This is a genomic window from Enterobacter sp. ENT02 (assembly GCF_019219165.1).
Lineage (GTDB): Bacteria > Pseudomonadota > Gammaproteobacteria > Enterobacterales > Enterobacteriaceae > Enterobacter > Enterobacter mori.
The window spans coordinates 532,054-548,498 of the sequence record NZ_JAHUWD010000002.1 but is presented as its reverse complement, the minus strand read 5'-3'; the positions used below and the strand labels follow the sequence as shown (position 1 = coordinate 548,498).

Genomic DNA, 16,445 nt, shown 5'->3' with positions numbered 1-16,445 from the left:
AGGCTTCCCGCCCAAAAGCCAGTGCGTTTTTCCAGCTAACCATTCGTTAACAATCCATTCATTTTCCGGGTTGCAAACCAGGTCACATTTAACACGGTTGCACAAAGTTGCAACATGGGGGATATTTCACGCTAACGACCAAACACGATGAAAGAACAACAGGAGCTTTGGCATGGGTATGACCACCATGGGGGTTAAGCTGGATGACGCCACCCGCGAACGGATTAAGACCGCAGCAACCCGCATTGACCGCACGCCGCACTGGTTAATTAAGCAGGCGATTTTTAACTATCTCGAAAGACTCGAGAGCGATGAAGGTCTGCCGGAACTGCCTGCCCTGCTGGCCGGTGCAGCGAACGAAAGCGAGGAAGCGCCAGCCGCTGGCGACGAGAACCATCAGCCGTTCCTCGAATTCGCCGAGCAGATCCTGCCGCAGTCCGTCAGCCGTGCCGCCATTACCGGCGCCTACCGCCGCGCCGAAACCGACGCCGTGCCAATGCTGCTGGAGCAGGCTCGTCTGCCGGAAGCCATTGCCGCGCAGGCGCATAGCCTGGCGTATCAGTTAGCCGACAAGCTGCGCAACCAGAAAACCGCCACCGGCCGCGCCGGGATGGTTCAGGGTCTGCTGCAGGAGTTTTCCCTCTCTTCACAGGAAGGCGTGGCGCTGATGTGCCTGGCGGAAGCGCTGCTGCGTATTCCGGATAAAGCCACCCGCGACGCGCTGATCCGCGACAAGATCAGCAACGGCAACTGGCATTCCCACATTGGCCGCAGCCCGTCGCTGTTCGTCAACGCCGCGACATGGGGCCTGCTGTTTACCGGCAAACTGGTCTCCACCCATAACGAAGCCAACCTCTCCCGCTCCCTGAACCGCATTATCGGTAAGAGCGGCGAGCCGCTGATCCGCAAAGGCGTGGACATGGCGATGCGCCTGATGGGCGAGCAGTTCGTCACCGGGGAAACCATTGCCGAAGCGCTGGCGAACGCCCGCAAGCTGGAAGATAAAGGTTTCCGCTACTCCTACGACATGCTGGGCGAAGCGGCGCTGACCGCCGCCGACGCGCAGGCCTACATGGTCTCTTACCAGCAGGCGATCCACGCCATCGGTAAAGCGTCCAACGGCCGCGGAATTTACGAAGGCCCGGGCATCTCCATTAAGCTTTCCGCCCTGCACCCGCGCTACAGCCGCGCGCAGTATGACCGGGTGATGGAAGAGCTCTACCCGCGCCTGAAGTCCCTGACCCTGCTGGCGCGCCAGTATGACATCGGCATTAATATCGACGCCGAAGAGGCCGACCGTCTGGAGATCTCCCTCGATCTGCTGGAAAAACTGTGCTTCGAGCCGGAGCTGGCAGGCTGGAATGGCATCGGCTTCGTGATCCAGGCTTACCAGAAGCGCTGCCCGTTCGTCATTGATTACCTGATTGACCTGGCAAGCCGCAGCCGCCGTCGCCTGATGATCCGTCTGGTGAAAGGCGCCTACTGGGACAGCGAAATCAAACGCGCCCAGATGGAAGGTCTGGAAGGCTATCCGGTCTATACCCGCAAGGTTTACACCGACGTCTCTTACCTCGCCTGTGCGAAAAAGCTGCTCGGCGTGCCGAACCTGATCTATCCGCAGTTCGCCACCCATAACGCCCACACCCTGGCGGCAATCTACAGCCTGGCGGGACAGAACTACTATCCGGGCCAGTACGAGTTCCAGTGCCTGCACGGCATGGGTGAACCGCTGTACGAGCAGGTCACCGGTAAAGTGGCAGACGGCAAGCTGAACCGCCCGTGCCGCATCTATGCCCCGGTGGGAACCCACGAAACCCTGCTGGCATACCTGGTGCGTCGTCTGCTGGAAAACGGCGCGAACACTTCCTTCGTTAACCGCATCGCCGACACCACCCTGCCGCTGGACGAGCTGGTTGCCGATCCGGTGCAGGCCGTAGAGAAGATGGCGGCGCAGGAAGGCCAGATTGGCCTGCCGCATCCGAAGATTTCCCTGCCGCGCGAGCTGTATGGCGCAGGCCGCGTCAACTCGGCGGGTCTGGATCTCGCCAACGAACATCGTCTGGCGTCGCTCTCCTCTGCCCTGCTCAACAGCGCATTGCAGAAATGGCAGGCGAAGCCGATCCTGGAACAGTCCGTTGCTGACGGCGAAATGCAGCCGGTCATTAACCCGGCAGAGCCAAAAGATATCGTCGGCTACGTGCGTGAAGCCACCGAAGCGGAAGTTGACCAGGCGCTGGAAAGCGCGGTGAATAACGCCCCAATCTGGTTCGCCACGCCGCCGCAGGAGCGTGCCGCCATTCTGGAACGTGCCGCGGTGCTGATGGAAGATCAGATGCAGTCGCTCATCGGCATTCTGGTGCGCGAAGCGGGTAAAACCTTCAGCAACGCCATCGCCGAAGTGCGCGAGGCCGTCGATTTCCTGCACTACTACGCCGGTCAGGTACGCGATGATTTCGATAACGAAACCCACCGTCCGCTGGGTCCGGTCGTGTGTATCAGCCCGTGGAACTTCCCGCTGGCGATCTTCACCGGCCAGATAGCCGCCGCGCTTGCCGCAGGCAACAGCGTGCTGGCAAAACCGGCAGAGCAGACCCCGCTGATTGCCGCACAGGGTATCAACATTCTTCTGGAAGCCGGCGTGCCTGCGGGCGTGGTTCAGCTGCTGCCGGGCCGCGGTGAAACCGTCGGCGCCAAACTGACCTCCGATAACCGCGTGCGCGGCGTGATGTTTACCGGTTCGACCGAAGTAGCCTCCCTGCTGCAGCGCAACATTGCTACCCGCCTGGATGCGCAGGGTCGCCCTACTCCGCTCGTCGCGGAAACCGGCGGGATGAACGCCATGATCGTTGACTCCTCCGCGCTCACCGAGCAGGTGGTGGTCGACGTGCTGGCCTCTGCATTCGACAGCGCCGGTCAGCGCTGCTCCGCCCTGCGCGTGCTGTGCCTGCAGGACGACGTCGCGGATCACACGCTGAAAATGCTGCGCGGCGCGATGGCCGAATGCCGCATGGGCAACCCGGGCCGTCTCACCACCGACATCGGGCCGGTGATCGACGCGGAAGCCAAAGCCAATATCGAAAACCACATTCAGACCATGCGCGCGAAAGGCCGTCCGGTGTTCCAGGCGGTGCGCGAGAACAGCGAAGATGCCCGCGAATGGCGGACCGGCACCTTTGTGCCGCCAACGCTGATTGAGCTGGCAAGCTTCGACGAGCTGAAAAAAGAGGTCTTCGGTCCGGTACTGCACGTGGTGCGCTACAACCGTAACAACCTGAACGAGCTGGTTGAGCAGATCAACGCCTCCGGCTACGGCCTGACGCTCGGCGTGCATACCCGTATTGACGAAACCATTGCGCAGGTCACCGGCAATGCCAAAGTCGGCAACCTGTACGTCAACCGCAACATGGTTGGCGCGGTCGTGGGCGTGCAGCCGTTCGGCGGTGAAGGTCTCTCCGGCACCGGTCCGAAAGCGGGTGGCCCGCTCTACCTGTACCGTCTGCTCGCTAACCGTCCGGAAAACGCCCTGGGCGTGACCCTGGCGCGTCAGGACGCACACTATCCGGTGGATACGCAGGTGAAAACCGTGCTGACCCAGCCGCTGGAGGCGCTGATCGCCTGGGCAGAAAAACGTCCTGAACTGCGTGCCGTCGCCCGACAGTACGGCGAACTGGCGCAGGCGGGCACCCAGCGTCTGCTGCCGGGTCCAACCGGCGAGCGCAACACCTGGACGCTGATGCCGCGCGAGCGCGTACTGTGCGTGGCCGATAATGAGCAGGACGCGCTGGTGCAGCTGGCTGCCGCAATGGCAACCGGTTGTGAAGTGCTGTGGCCGGAAGATGCGCTGCATCGCGATCTCGCCAAACAGCTGCCAAAAGCGGTCTCGGCCCGCATTCGCTTTGCGAAGGCCGATGCGCTGCTGACGCAGCCGTTTGATGCGGTGATCTACCACGGTGATTCCGACCAGCTGCGCGAACTATGCGAGCAGGTTGCGGCCCGCAGCGGTGCCATCGTTTCCGTGCAGGGCTTTGCGCGCGGGGAAACCAACCTGCTGCTGGAGCGTCTGTACGTGGAGCGCTCGCTCAGCGTCAACACCGCGGCGGCGGGGGGTAACGCCAGCCTGATGACAATCGGCTAACGCTGTGCTAATAAGGCTCCGGAGACGGAGCCTTATTTTATTGGGGAGTGTATGAAACGATATCTTATCGCAGGCGCAGCACTGCTGCTGAGCGCCAGCGCGCTGGCCGACGAGTGCGACAAAGCGACCACCCAGCTTGAGCTGAATACCTGTAGCGCGCAGCAGTACCAGGCTGCCGATAATAAGCTCAACCAGACGTATCAGGCCGCCATCAAACGCGCGGCAGCCCCCCAGCGCGACCTGCTGAAAAAAGCGCAGCAGGCGTGGATTACCCTGCGCGACGCGGACTGCGCGTTTATCGGTTCGGGGACGGAAGGCGGAAGCGTCCAGCCAATGATTGTTAACCAGTGCCTGGCGGAGAAAACGGTCGAGCGCGAAGCGTTTCTGGCCTCGCTGATGCAGTGTGAAGAGGGCGACTTAAGCTGCCCTCTCCCGCCGGGCTGAGGTGCACGGACGGCCCCCTCTCCCTTGAGGGAGAGGGCTGGGGTGAGGGGGAACTAACGCACACGGATCCCTTCGATAATCATCCGCTGCACGTTATCCAGCGTACTCTGGAAAAACGCCTCGTCCTGGAGCGTTTTACCGGTCACCGCTTCAACCTGGGCCGCAAAATCAGCGTAATGCTGGGTGGAGGCCCAAATCATAAAGATCAGATGATGCGGATCGACCGGGGCCAGCTTTCCGCTGGTGACCCATCCGGCGATAATGGCCGATTTATCGTCCACCAGCTGCTTTAAATCTCCGGTGAGCTCCGCCTGCAACAGCGGCGCGCCCTGCAGCATCTCAAGACAGAATAGCCTTGATGCCTGCGGGTAATCGCGCGACACCTCCAGCTTCAGGCGAATATACTCCTTGATCGCCACCAGCGGGGCCAGCTCTGCGCGGAACGCTTTCAGCGGCGCCAGCCAGATATCGAGGATCTGCTGCATCACCGCAATATAGAGCGCCTCTTTCGACGGGTAGTAGTAGAGCAGATTGGTTTTGGATACCCCGGACTGCTCCGCCACCTGCTCCAGGCGCGTGCCGTGGATGCCAAATTGCGAAAACGTATCCAGCGCCGCGCTCAGAATAGCCTGCTTTTTCGCACTCACCGCCTGCGAACGTTTACCCGGTGTTTTCACTGCGCCTTGTGTCATTCCCGCTCTCCTTATTGGTTTGCCATAGCATAGCAAAAGCCCTGCTTTCTCTCGACATTTTGGGGTGCAGGCTCTGAGCAAAATCGAAAAAAGACAAGCTGTTGTGGGAGTTCAGGTGCGAATGCTGTTACCCCTTCTTTATCGCTGACTACTCGGTCCTGTAGACGGTCCGCTTAGTGCCTGGTGCGGTTGCTAAAACTATATGAACCATAAATTTTTTTAGAAACAGACTGATGTTTTTTTTCAATACACCATTTATTCATTTGGTGAATGAATCTATTGTTAAAGCTTTCTATTCTACCAAAGTAAAATCAATAAAATCCTGAAAGAGTTTAATGCCATGAAATTAAACACCACAATAAAAATAAAACTCAGTATTTTAATGTTATTTTCATTTCTAACCGGAAATCACTGGAGTTGTTTTTAAGCAGGTCTAAGTTTAATGAAGTTACCTACTCGAACTTGAACCACTGTGCTTTTATGATTAGAAAACTATTTGATGGGGGCATGAGAACAAATCACATTTATTCTTTAACACATTGAATTGTTTTTAAGTGATATTAAGGTATTTTTATAAATAGATTCTATTGTTTATGAATTATTGCATTCAAAAAAAATTCAAATCACAGCACTTGATTGGGTAAAAGCACATGAAATTATCAAAAATTTTCACCATCATGTTTTGTTCTGCTGCCAGCAGCTGTAGCAATGCTGATACGGTAATGGCTCCTTATGAAAAAAAACTTGAGCTCAATGACTCAACCACTCGAAGTTTTCATTCAATGTTATATTATCCTTCAGGTATAGCCCTTCACAGCCCCGGATATATCATTGGGGTTGAAAAATCACCAAAAGGAATTATTGGCGGACCAAGCGAAATAAAATCACTTACAAAATACAATATAAAATCCATGTTTATCTCTCATATCATAAAAAATGACTTTAATATCATAAATGAAAAATCAGTCACTCCTTATATTACTAGTAATTACTGTTTTGTTTATAACTCCTATATATCAAAAGAGTTGGTTGATAAATCAAATGTCGACATAGCTAAAATAAGCGGGTGGAATGCATGTGACATTTCAAGTTCGATTAAAGATGCAAATGACGCTAAATTATACTCATTTTATAAAAATAGTGACGTTGGGCTTACTGCGCTTAAAAGCAATCTCAAGCATGATCTTAAAAGTGGCGGTTATAGCCATATCCTGATCATCGTCATGGGTTGGAATACGTCTCAAAGTGACGCAATTCGTAATTTTAATGACATTACTGGAAATATAATAACAGCCTCTCTTGAACAACAGGATGATGTTAAAGAAAACCCTTCAAGTCCCGCAAGTAACATGCTAATTCCCAGAGTACGAGTAATAAAGCCCTCCGAAAAAAATAACCTTTCTTTTAGGCCGCTCGTAATTGGTATTACCTGGCCTTCATATTGGTCCACTAGACTTGATAATGTTGCTAGTTACCTAAACAAAGCAAACGATGCGGACGAACTGGGTCTCATCTGGCTCAATAAAATTATCAATCAAACTATACCTGAGAGTATGAGCGAATCAGGCATCAAACTTCCTGTCATCGCCATTGGTCATAGTTTCGGTGCTCGCGCTATGACTCGAGCGCTATTTAGCAGTCCATTAATAAAAAATGACACAACGGTCTCGAGCCCTGTAAATTTAGCTGTGTCATTGCAGGGTGCCATGAGTATCAACAGGTTCTTTCCAGGGTTAAGTGAAGAAGGAGCGCCATACAGAGATTACATGAGGTTGGGTAATACTAAATTAGTATTAACAGCATCGAAATTCGACTCAGCAGTAAAATTTGCGAAATGGACTGACCCTGCAGGAGCAGTGAAAAGTTATGTGAAAGCTTGTACGCAACCAGTTTACTCGGGAACATTTCACTGTATGACTGCCTCAGATACATCAGCTACAGAAAAAAAAGGTAAATTTTCACTATGCAACCGTGGTGATACATCAGAAAAATGTATAAATCCTCTTAACGGTATTAATGGGGCAAGAGTTATTGATTACATTGATACATCAAACGGAATTACACAATACAATTCCTTTGGAACAGGTGGGGATGCTCATAGCGATATCTATCGATTACCTATGGGTCGGTTGTTGTGGAGACTCATCCAGGCTTATGCAATGAAATAAAAACGTTGGCTAACTCCGTAACATGTTCAGCCATCAGGGTCCCTCAATGGTGAATAAAGATTGAACCCATTTAATTAACTACAACTAATGTGCTAGTGAATAATTTTTTTGAATGGCTATAGTTATGTGATATAGAGACCGCCTGTTATTTTAATTATCATTTTGATTGGAGTCCCCCATGTCGACTTACTTTTGCTTTTATTTACGCATTCTCTCAGACTCAAACAAATTAATTTCTCCCTCTATTGTTTTGGCTAGTTTAATTTTAAGTGGGTGCACCTCAGAGGCACCTAAGGAAACTGATATTTTAGCGATTACCAATCAAGCTTCATATAATTGCGATGATTATAGGGATGCTAATGGAATTTTACACCACAGAGATAGCAATTGCAGAGTGCAAGGTAAATTAATTTTAACCAATCCTATGAAAAATTTATCTTATGTCCTCTACCGGAAGGGGGATACAGCACACTTTGAACCAGTACTTTGTACTCTTCCATCTCAAGCTGCAGAAGCATTAAAAAAAATCCGCAATACAGAAGCTACAATCACCGTACCGAAAGTATCTATTACAGGGAAACGTAATGCTCAAGATACTTCTGATGTGGTTGTTCTGAATAAAGACGATGAAATGTCATCGGCTTTATTTGTATTATCGTCTAGCTTCTCGCTATGCATGGCTTATGGTTCAAATGCCATAGACCAAAATGCCTACGCACAACTATTCTCTAAAATATTAGATAATGCTATCAAAGGTAAGGAGACAGTGGTTAATGCTAAACCAGCAACTAAATAAAAGACGTTTTTATACCTGAAGCCACAATAAACGCTAAACTGCAATCCCGGCCCGCACAGGGATCGTGCTGCACTCCCCTCACCGACCCTGCACCGCCATCGCGCACCGTTGCCTGCTTTGTGTGCATTTCTTTTGACCATTTAGTCCACTTTATTTACACCCAATTCACCAACCCCTAATTAACACATTAATAACAAAGCAATTTTAAAAACTGGCATTCCCTTTGCAAATCCCTTTTCACGAGGCTGAACAGGATATGCAGGATGCAGCGCCACGTCTGACTTTCACCCCACACTGAAATGAAGAGAGGTTCGTGATGAAAATTGGCGTATTTGTACCCATCGGCAACAACGGCTGGCTTATCTCGACCACCGCACCGCAATACATGCCGACCTTTGAGCTGAATAAAGCCATCGTGCAGAAAGCGGAGCACTACCATTTCGACTTTGCGCTTTCGATGATCAAGCTGCGCGGCTTTGGCGGCAAAACCGAATTCTGGGATCACAACCTGGAGTCCTTTACCCTGATGGCCGGGCTGGCCGCGGTCACCTCGCGGATCCAAATCTACGCCACCGCCGCCACCCTCACCTTACCGCCAGCTATCGTAGCGCGCATGGCCTCCACCATCGACTCCATCTCCGGCGGGCGCTTTGGCGTCAACCTGGTCACCGGCTGGCAAAAACCCGAATACGAGCAGATGGGGCTCTGGCCGGGTGACGACTACTTCTCGCGTCGCTACGACTACCTGACCGAATACGTGCAGGTGCTGCGCGATCTGTGGGGTACAGGCAAAAGCGATTTCAAGGGTGACTTCTTTACCATGAACGACTGTCGCGTCAGCCCGCAGCCGTCGGAGCCGATGAAGGTGATTTGCGCCGGGCAGAGCGACGCGGGGATGGAATTCTCCGCCAAATACGCCGACTTCAACTTCTGCTTCGGTAAAGGCGTGAACACGCCTGCCGCCTTCGCCCCGACTGCCGCGCGCATGAAAGAGGCCGCCGATAAGACCGGACGCGACGTGGGCTCCTACGTGCTGTTTATGGTGATCGCCGACGAAACCGACGACGCCGCGCGCGCGAAATGGGAGCGCTATAAGGACGGTGCCGACGAGGAGGCCCTGAGCTGGCTCACCGAGCAGAGCCAGAAGGATACCCGCTCCGGGGCGGATACCAACGTGCGCCAGATGGCCGACCCCACCTCTGCGGTCAATATCAACATGGGCACGCTGGTCGGCTCTTATGCCAGCGTGGCCAGAATGCTTGACGAAGTGGCGGCCGTACCTGGGGCGGAAGGCGTCCTGCTGACCTTCGACGATTTCCTGACCGGCGTGGAGACCTTCGGCGAGCGCATCCAGCCGCTGATGCAGTGCCGCGCCCACATCCCTGCCGTCACGAAGGAGGTGGCGTAATGACGACCCTTAACGCACGCCCGGAAGCCATCACCTTTGCGCCGGAGCAGAGCGCGCTGATCGTGGTGGACATGCAAAACGCCTATGCCAGCCAGGGCGGCTATCTGGACCTGGCGGGGTTCGATGTCTCCGCCACGCAGCCGGTGATCGCGAACATCAAAACCGCCGTCGCCGCCGCGCGCGCCGCGGGGATGCTCATCATCTGGTTCCAGAACGGCTGGGATGACCAGTACGTCGAGGCAGGCGGCCCCGGCTCCCCCAACTTCCACAAGTCGAACGCCCTGAAAACCATGCGTAAACGGCCCGAACTGCAGGGCAAGCTGCTGGCGAAAGGCGGCTGGGACTATCAGCTGGTGGATGAGCTGGTACCGCAGGCGGGCGATATCGTTCTGCCGAAACCGCGCTACAGCGGCTTTTTCAACACCCCACTCGACAGCCTGCTGCGCAGCCGGGGCATTCGCCATCTGGTGTTCACCGGGATCGCCACCAACGTCTGCGTGGAGTCGACCCTGCGCGACGGCTTTTTCCTCGAGTATTTTGGCGTGGTGCTGGAAGACGCAACCCACCAGGCCGGGCCGGAATTCGCCCAGAAAGCCGCCCTGTTCAATATCGAAACCTTTTTTGGCTGGGTCAGTAACGTCAATGATTTCTGCGACGCCCTGACTCCTCCGCTCGCCCGTATCGCCTGAGGAGACACCTGATGCCAAAATCCGTAATCATTCCGCCGGGCACCAGCACGCCCATTGCCCCGTTTGTTCCCGGCACCCTCGCCGACGGCGTGGTATATGTCTCCGGCACGCTGCCGTTTGATAAAGACAACAACGTGGTGTTTATCAACGACCCAAAGGCGCAAACTCGCCACGTGCTGGAGACGATCAAAACCGTGATCGAAACGGCGGGTGGCACGATGGAGGATGTGACCTTCAACAGCATCTTTATCACCGACTGGAAAAACTACGCCGCGATTAACGAGATCTACGCCGAGTTCTTCCCCGGCGATAAACCGGCGCGGTTCTGCATTCAGTGCGGGCTGGTGAAGCCAGAGGCGCTGGTTGAAATCGCCACCGTTGCACACATCGCGAAGTGAGGCTGCCATGAAACTTTCTCTCTCGCCGCCCCCGTTCAAGGGCGCGCCCGTGGTCGTGCTGATTGCCGGGCTTGGGGGCAGCGGCAGCTACTGGCTACCCCAGTTCGCCGCGCTGGAAAAGGAGTATCAGGTGGTGTGCTATGACCAGCGAGGGACGGGTAATAACCCGGATACCCTTCCTGAAGGCTATAGCCTGGCGCAGATGGCCGATGAGCTGGCTCAGGCGCTTACGGATGCCGGGATCTTACGCTACACCGTCGTGGGCCACGCGCTGGGCGCGCTGGTCGGCCTGCAGCTGGCGATCGACAAACCCGACGCGGTTTCTGCGCTGGTATGTATTAACGGTTGGCTCACCCTCAATGCCCATACCCGCCGCTGTTTTGACGTTCGCGAACGTCTGCTGCATTCCGGCGGCGCGCAGGCCTGGGTCGAGGCGCAGCCGCTGTTTCTCTACCCGGCAGACTGGATGGCCGCTCGCGCGCCTCGCCTGGAGGCAGAAGAAGCGCTGGCGCTGGCCCATTTCCAGGGTAAAACCAATCTGCTGCGCCGACTAAGCGCACTGAAAAAAGCCGACTTCCGCCGCCATGCCGCGCGCATTCGCTGCCCGGTACACATTATCTGTTCCGCCGACGACATGCTGGTGCCCGCTGTTTGCTCGTCCGAGCTGCAGGCGGCGATCCCACACAGCCACAGCGTGGTGATGCGCCAGGGCGGGCATGCCTGCAACGTCACCGAGCCGGACACCTTTAACACTCTGCTGCTGAACGGGCTTGCCAGCCTGCTGCACAGTCCTGAACCCGTTTTGTAAGGAGCTTTAATGAGCGAAGCCATTACGCCCGCCGCGCTGGAAACGCTGTTCACCGGCGCCCGCACCCATAACGGCTGGCTGGATATGCCTGTCAGCGACGAAATGCTGCACGAAATCTACGACCTGATGAAATGGGGGCCAACGTCCGCCAACTGCTCCCCGGCGCGAATTGTGTTTGTGCGAAGCGCAGAGGGAAAAGAGAAGCTGCGCCCGGCGCTCTCCAGCGGCAACCTCGAGAAAACGCTCACCGCCCCGGTCACGGCCATTGTCGCCTGGGACGGTGAATTCTACGAGCGCCTGCCCGAGCTGTTCCCGCACGGCGATGCAAAGAGCTGGTTTACCTCCAGCCCCGCGCATGCGGAAGAGACCGCCTTTCGCAACAGCTCATTGCAGGCTGCTTACCTGATTTTCGCCTGTCGCGCCCTGGGGCTGGACACTGGCCCGATGTCGGGATTTGACCGGCAAAAGGTCGACGAGACCTTCTTCACCGGCACCACGCTTAAAAGCAATCTGCTGATCAACATTGGCTATGGCGATACCAGCAAACTATACGGGCGCCTGCCGCGTCTGACCTTCGACGATGCCTGCGGGCTGGCCTAAAGGAGCGAACGTCATGACACCGGATAAACAAACCTTTCGCGACGCCATGGCCTGCGTCGGCGCGGCGGTCAATATCATCACCACCGACGGCCCTGCGGGGATGGCAGGCTTCACCGCCAGCGCGGTGTGCAGCGTCACGGATTCACCGCCCACCCTGCTGGTGTGCCTGAACCGCGGGGCGTCCGTCTGGCCAACGTTTAGCGAAAACCGCACCCTTTGCGTGAATACCCTGAGCGCCGGACAGGAGCCGCTGTCCAATCTGTTTGGCGGGAAAACGCCGATGGAGGAACGCTTTGCCGCCGCCCGCTGGCAGACAGGCGACACGGGCTGCCCGCGGCTGGAGGATGCGCTGGCCTCGTTTGACTGCCGCATCAGCCAGGTGGTCAGCGTCGGTACCCACGACATTCTGTTTTGCGACATTGTTTCGATTATTCGCCACCCCGCGCCGCAAGGGCTGGTGTGGTTTGACCGCGGCTACCACGCGCTTATGCGACCCGCCTGTTAACCCGCCTTAAGGAGACAGACCATGTTCGGATTTCCCCACTGGCAGTTGAAATCGACCTCCACAGAAGCAGGCGTGGTCGCGCCGGATGAACGCCTCCCGCTCGGGCAGACGATGGTGATGGGCGTGCAGCACGCGGTTGCCATGTTTGGCGCGACGGTGCTGATGCCGATGCTGATGGGACTCGATCCCAACCTCTCTATTTTGATGTCGGGTATCGGTACCCTGCTGTTCTTTTTTGTTACCGGCGGGCGCGTGCCCAGCTATCTCGGCTCCAGCGCCGCCTTTGTCGGGGTGGTCATCGCCACCACCGGGTTTAACGGCCAGGGAATCAACCCCAACCTGAGCGTGGCCCTCGGCGGCATCATCGCCTGCGGCCTGGTGTATACCCTGATTGGTCTGGTGGTGATGAAAATCGGCACGCGCTGGATAGAGCGAATGATGCCCCCCGTCGTGACGGGCGCCGTGGTGATGGCGATTGGTCTGAACCTCGCACCGATTGCGGTCAGAAGCGTCTCCGCCTCGCCGTTTGAAAGCTGGATGGCGGTGATCACGGTGCTGTGCATCGGCGTGGTGGCGGTGTTTACGCGGGGCATGATCCAGCGTCTGCTGATCCTGGTTGGGCTGATTGTCGCCTGCCTGGTCTACGCCCTGCTGGCGAACGTTTTTGGCCTGGGCAAACCGGTTGATTTTACGCTGCTGCACCAGGCTGCCTGGTTCGGCCTGCCGCAGGTGACCTCACCCACCTTTAACGCTCAGGCGATGATGCTTATCGCACCGGTGGCGGTGATCCTGGTGGCGGAGAACTTAGGTCACCTGAAAGCGGTCGCCGGAATGACCGGGCGCAGTATGGATCCGTACATGGGGCGCGCATTCGTCGGTGACGGGCTGGCGACCATGCTCTCCGGTTCCGTGGGCGGTAGCGGCGTTACCACCTATGCCGAAAACATCGGCGTGATGGCGGTCACCAAAGTCTACTCCACGCTGGTCTTCGTCGCAGCGGCGGTGATGGCGATACTGCTCGGGTTCTCACCGAAGTTCGGCGCGCTGATACACACTATTCCGTCACCGGTCATCGGCGGCGCATCGATTGTGGTGTTTGGATTGATTGCCGTGGCCGGGGCGCGTATCTGGGTGCAGCACCGCGTCGATCTCAGCCAGAACAGCAACCTGATTATGGTGGCGGTCACGCTGGTGCTGGGCGCAGGCGACTTCGCCCTGACGCTGGGCGGATTCACGATTGGCGGGATTGGCACGGCGACCTTTGGGGCAATTCTGCTTAATGCCCTGCTGAGCCGCCGGGAAGCGACCGCGCCGCAGGGCGAGGTCGTGCATCAGGATTCGTGATTTAACGTCGCGCTGTCATCTCCTGGCAGCGCGTTTTTCTTCCGCTTAAGTTTCAGCTCGCTCACCAGCACCCCGGCGACAATAAATGCCGCGCCCACCAGGGCCAGCAGCGGCAGACGCTCCCCGGCCAGCCGCCCGAAAATGCCCGCCCAGACCGGTTCTCCGGTATAAATCACCGTCGCACGGGTTGGCGATACGCTGCGCTGCGCCCAGTTCATGGTGACCTGAATAATGGCGCTGAAGATACCCAGCCCCAGTGCGACCACAACCAGCCCGGTGGACATCGGCGGTACGGACTCCCCTGCCGGAACCATCGTCGCAAAGGCCACCAGCGACGCCGTGGCGAGCTGCACCACCGTCACCCGTTTGACGTCGACCTCACCCGCCCAGGCGCTAATCAGAATAATTTCCGCCGCAATGGCAATCGCCCCAATCAGGGTGATGATTTCGCCCGGCCCCAGTGCCAGCAGGTTGTTTTCCGGCCCGGCCAGTAAGATCAGACCGATAAACGCCAGCACGATGCCAATACAGGACATCAGGCCCGGAATTCTGCCGAGACAGAGCCACTGCAATAGCGGCACCAGCGGCACATACATGGCGGTAATAAACGCGGATTTGCTGCTGGAGATAGTCTGTAAACCCCACGTCTGCAGGCTGTAGCCCATCGCTATCGCAACACCAATCGCCACGCCGGCCTTAAGCTCTTTAAGCGTCAGCCCCCGCAGCGTTTTAAGCGAAATCAGCCCTACGGCAAGCGCCGCCGTCGCAAAGCGCAGGCCAACAAAAAAGAACGGATCGCTGAGGGTCACCGCATACTGAACGGCCAGGAACGTCCCGCCCCAGAACATGGTGATGAGAATGAGGATGGCTTCCTGCGGTTTTACGGAGAATTTGAAGCGTGAGACAGACATGCGGCACTCGCAATTAAAATCAATTCTCTAGTGTGCGTTGCCTTTGGTTACAGTTCAATGTTGCAGAAATAAAAAAACCGCCGGGAAATCCCGGCGGCAGGGATTCAACCCGGCGTGTTACTTATTGCTGCCGTGGCTGTTTTTGCCCCCTTTTTTACCAGCCTCTGATGCGCGCTGAGGGTCATTTTTGAAGTTACCCCCGCTAGACTGGCCACCTTTACGACCTGCTTCTGATGCTCTTTCACGGTCTTCAGCGAAATTACCTGAACCACCACGATGGTTTGCCATCTCTAACCTCCAGAGTGTGAAACATTAGACATCATTTTGCATTCAGTAAAAGAGGATTCTTTCACCGCGCGACTCAAGGACAGTGCCTTTATCTGTGCCGCGTGAAACTAAGCTTAGTGGAATGCGGCTATCCAGCAAGCCAGAGGTAATATTCTGCAACATGATCTCAGTCTTTTGGGTGAGACGACGCGACGGTGACTCATAAGCCTTTCTTATCATTTCAAAATTCGATTGAGAGAAAGTTGTTTCATTTTGCTACAAAGCCATTTTTGTAATCATATTGTTATAAATCAAAGAAATGCCGTTCATTTTTGCAGTCTGGCTGTGATGGCATATCTTTAAAAGAACGCAGCGATCCGCTGTCAGAAAAAACAAACGAGGAGTGAAGCAAAATGGCAAAAGTTCTGGTGCTCTATTATTCCATGTATGGACACATTGAAACCATGGCTCACGCGGTAGCAGAAGGTGCAAACAGGGTTGATGGCGTGGAGGTTGTGGTGAAACGCGTACCGGAAACCATGCAGGCGGAAGCCTTCGCGAAAGCCGGGGGGAAAACGCAAAACGCCCCGGTCGCCACCCCGCAGGAGCTGGCAGATTATGATGCCATTATCTTCGGCACCCCAACCCGCTTCGGCAATATGTCGGGTCAGATGCGCACCTTCCTCGATCAAACCGGCGGACTTTGGGCATCCGGGGCGCTCTACGGCAAACTCGCCAGCGTTTTCAGCTCTACCGGCACCGGCGGCGGTCAGGAGCAGACGATTACCTCAACCTGGACTACCCTTGCTCATCATGGGATGGTGATTGTGCCGATTGGCTACGGCGCGCAGGAGCTGTTTGACGTTTCCCAGGTGCGCGGCGGTACGCCTTACGGTGCAACCACCATTGCCGGTGGGGACGGTTCACGCCAGCCAAGCAATGAAGAACTGGCTATCGCCCGCTATCAGGGTGAACACGTCGCGGGTCTGGCCAAAAAACTGAACGGCTAACACCCAACAGGAGGACAAGCATGCCAACTCAAGAATCCAAAGCTCACCACGTGGGCGAATGGGCAAGTTTACGCAATACCTCTCCGGAGATTGCCGAAGCTATCTTTGAAGTCGCTAAATACGATGAAAAGCTGGCCGAGCAGATTTGGGAGGAAGGTAATGATGAGGTGCTGGTGCGCGCCTTCGAAAAAACGGATAAAGACTCGCTCTTCTGGGGTGAGCAAACCATCGAACGTAAAAACGTCTAAGCGTTTCCCCCCCGCCGCAGCG

General features: G+C 55.8%; 16 protein-coding genes. 13 read left to right on the top strand and 3 right to left on the bottom strand.

Translation table 11 applies throughout. The annotated features are described in order from the left end of the window. Window positions 1-172 precede the first annotated feature (172 nt). Window positions 173-4,135 carry a trifunctional transcriptional regulator/proline dehydrogenase/L-glutamate gamma-semialdehyde dehydrogenase gene (putA, locus tag KW829_RS08500; RefSeq protein WP_218308017.1) on the top strand — a complete coding sequence of 1,321 codons (3,963 nt, stop codon included), beginning with the start codon at window positions 173-175 and terminating at the stop codon, window positions 4,133-4,135. 51 nt (window positions 4,136-4,186) lie between these two features. Continuing rightward, on the top strand, window positions 4,187-4,579 hold the full coding sequence (locus KW829_RS08495) for a lysozyme inhibitor LprI family protein (protein ID WP_218308016.1): 393 nt from the start codon (window positions 4,187-4,189) through the stop codon (window positions 4,577-4,579). Between the two features lie 53 nt (window positions 4,580-4,632). Here the strand turns inward: KW829_RS08495 and rutR are convergent, their stop codons facing one another. Beyond that, window positions 4,633-5,271, bottom strand: a complete 639-nt coding sequence (rutR, locus tag KW829_RS08490) for an HTH-type transcriptional regulator RutR (RefSeq protein WP_218308015.1) — start codon at window positions 5,269-5,271, stop codon at window positions 4,633-4,635. Window positions 5,272-5,921: 650 nt separating this feature from the next. On the opposite strand from rutR, the gene KW829_RS08485 reads away from it, so the two are divergent. From KW829_RS08485 to rutG, 9 genes are all read left to right on the top strand, one after another. Beyond that, a complete protein-coding gene (locus KW829_RS08485; RefSeq protein WP_256350532.1) occupies window positions 5,922-7,439 on the top strand; it encodes a hypothetical protein in 1,518 nt (505 codons plus the stop codon). 178 nt (window positions 7,440-7,617) lie between these two features. Next, complete coding sequence (locus KW829_RS08480; RefSeq protein WP_218308014.1) at window positions 7,618-8,235, top strand: hypothetical protein; 618 nt, start codon at window positions 7,618-7,620, stop codon at window positions 8,233-8,235. A gap of 316 nt (window positions 8,236-8,551) precedes the next feature. After that, entirely contained in the window at window positions 8,552-9,643 is a 1,092-nt protein-coding gene (gene rutA, locus KW829_RS08475; RefSeq protein WP_126328204.1) for a pyrimidine utilization protein A, read from the top strand. Next, window positions 9,643-10,332, top strand: a complete 690-nt coding sequence (rutB, locus tag KW829_RS08470) for a pyrimidine utilization protein B (protein WP_089601315.1) — start codon at window positions 9,643-9,645, stop codon at window positions 10,330-10,332. Before rutA ends, rutB begins: the two co-directional genes overlap by 1 nt. Window positions 10,333-10,343: 11 nt before the next feature. After that, on the top strand, window positions 10,344-10,730 hold the full coding sequence (rutC, locus tag KW829_RS08465; protein ID WP_010429508.1) for a pyrimidine utilization protein C: 387 nt from the start codon (window positions 10,344-10,346) through the stop codon (window positions 10,728-10,730). A 7-nt stretch (window positions 10,731-10,737) separates the two neighbouring features. After that, a complete protein-coding gene (gene rutD, locus KW829_RS08460) occupies window positions 10,738-11,538 on the top strand; it encodes a pyrimidine utilization protein D (protein WP_218308013.1) in 801 nt (266 codons plus the stop codon). A gap of 9 nt (window positions 11,539-11,547) precedes the next feature. Further along, window positions 11,548-12,138 carry a malonic semialdehyde reductase gene (locus KW829_RS08455; protein WP_218308012.1) on the top strand — a complete coding sequence of 197 codons (591 nt, stop codon included), beginning with the start codon at window positions 11,548-11,550 and terminating at the stop codon, window positions 12,136-12,138. 13 nt (window positions 12,139-12,151) lie between these two features. Beyond that, entirely contained in the window at window positions 12,152-12,643 is a 492-nt protein-coding gene (rutF, locus tag KW829_RS08450; RefSeq protein ID WP_029485030.1) for an NADH-dependent FMN reductase RutF, read from the top strand. A 21-nt stretch (window positions 12,644-12,664) separates the two neighbouring features. Continuing rightward, window positions 12,665-13,987, top strand: a complete 1,323-nt coding sequence (rutG, locus tag KW829_RS08445) for a pyrimidine utilization transport protein G (RefSeq protein WP_218308011.1) — start codon at window positions 12,665-12,667, stop codon at window positions 13,985-13,987. On the opposite strand, the gene KW829_RS08440 is transcribed toward rutG, so the two are convergent. Together KW829_RS08440 and KW829_RS08435 are read right to left on the bottom strand one after the other, a co-directional pair. After that, a complete protein-coding gene (locus tag KW829_RS08440) occupies window positions 13,975-14,898 on the bottom strand; it encodes a DMT family transporter (protein WP_218308010.1) in 924 nt (307 codons plus the stop codon). The genes rutG and KW829_RS08440 overlap by 13 nt on opposite strands. A gap of 117 nt (window positions 14,899-15,015) precedes the next feature. Beyond that, window positions 15,016-15,186: a general stress protein gene (locus KW829_RS08435; RefSeq protein ID WP_001273664.1), complete on the bottom strand. Its 171-nt coding sequence runs from the start codon at window positions 15,184-15,186 to the stop codon at window positions 15,016-15,018. 392 nt (window positions 15,187-15,578) lie between these two features. On the opposite strand from KW829_RS08435, the gene wrbA reads away from it, so the two are divergent. Beyond that, window positions 15,579-16,175, top strand: a complete 597-nt coding sequence (gene wrbA, locus KW829_RS08430; protein ID WP_010429487.1) for an NAD(P)H:quinone oxidoreductase — start codon at window positions 15,579-15,581, stop codon at window positions 16,173-16,175. Window positions 16,176-16,195: 20 nt separating this feature from the next. Continuing rightward, window positions 16,196-16,423 (top strand): YccJ family protein, encoded by a 228-nt coding sequence (locus tag KW829_RS08425; RefSeq protein ID WP_008499832.1) that lies wholly within the window; start codon window positions 16,196-16,198, stop codon window positions 16,421-16,423. The last annotated feature ends 22 nt before the right edge of the window (window positions 16,424-16,445 follow it).

Coding starts and splice junctions, on each gene's coding strand:
- putA (WP_218308017.1), top strand. CDS start 173: ATGGGTATGACCACCATGGGGGTTAAGCTGGATGACGCCACCCGCGAA.
- KW829_RS08495 (WP_218308016.1), top strand. CDS start 4,187: ATGAAACGATATCTTATCGCAGGCGCAGCACTGCTGCTGAGCGCCAGC.
- rutR (WP_218308015.1), bottom strand. CDS start 5,271: ATGACACAAGGCGCAGTGAAAACACCGGGTAAACGTTCGCAGGCGGTG.
- KW829_RS08485 (WP_256350532.1), top strand. CDS start 5,922: ATGAAATTATCAAAAATTTTCACCATCATGTTTTGTTCTGCTGCCAGC.
- KW829_RS08480 (WP_218308014.1), top strand. CDS start 7,618: ATGTCGACTTACTTTTGCTTTTATTTACGCATTCTCTCAGACTCAAAC.
- rutA (WP_126328204.1), top strand. CDS start 8,552: ATGAAAATTGGCGTATTTGTACCCATCGGCAACAACGGCTGGCTTATC.
- rutB (WP_089601315.1), top strand. CDS start 9,643: ATGACGACCCTTAACGCACGCCCGGAAGCCATCACCTTTGCGCCGGAG.
- rutC (WP_010429508.1), top strand. CDS start 10,344: ATGCCAAAATCCGTAATCATTCCGCCGGGCACCAGCACGCCCATTGCC.
- rutD (WP_218308013.1), top strand. CDS start 10,738: ATGAAACTTTCTCTCTCGCCGCCCCCGTTCAAGGGCGCGCCCGTGGTC.
- KW829_RS08455 (WP_218308012.1), top strand. CDS start 11,548: ATGAGCGAAGCCATTACGCCCGCCGCGCTGGAAACGCTGTTCACCGGC.
- rutF (WP_029485030.1), top strand. CDS start 12,152: ATGACACCGGATAAACAAACCTTTCGCGACGCCATGGCCTGCGTCGGC.
- rutG (WP_218308011.1), top strand. CDS start 12,665: ATGTTCGGATTTCCCCACTGGCAGTTGAAATCGACCTCCACAGAAGCA.
- KW829_RS08440 (WP_218308010.1), bottom strand. CDS start 14,898: ATGTCTGTCTCACGCTTCAAATTCTCCGTAAAACCGCAGGAAGCCATC.
- KW829_RS08435 (WP_001273664.1), bottom strand. CDS start 15,186: ATGGCAAACCATCGTGGTGGTTCAGGTAATTTCGCTGAAGACCGTGAA.
- wrbA (WP_010429487.1), top strand. CDS start 15,579: ATGGCAAAAGTTCTGGTGCTCTATTATTCCATGTATGGACACATTGAA.
- KW829_RS08425 (WP_008499832.1), top strand. CDS start 16,196: ATGCCAACTCAAGAATCCAAAGCTCACCACGTGGGCGAATGGGCAAGT.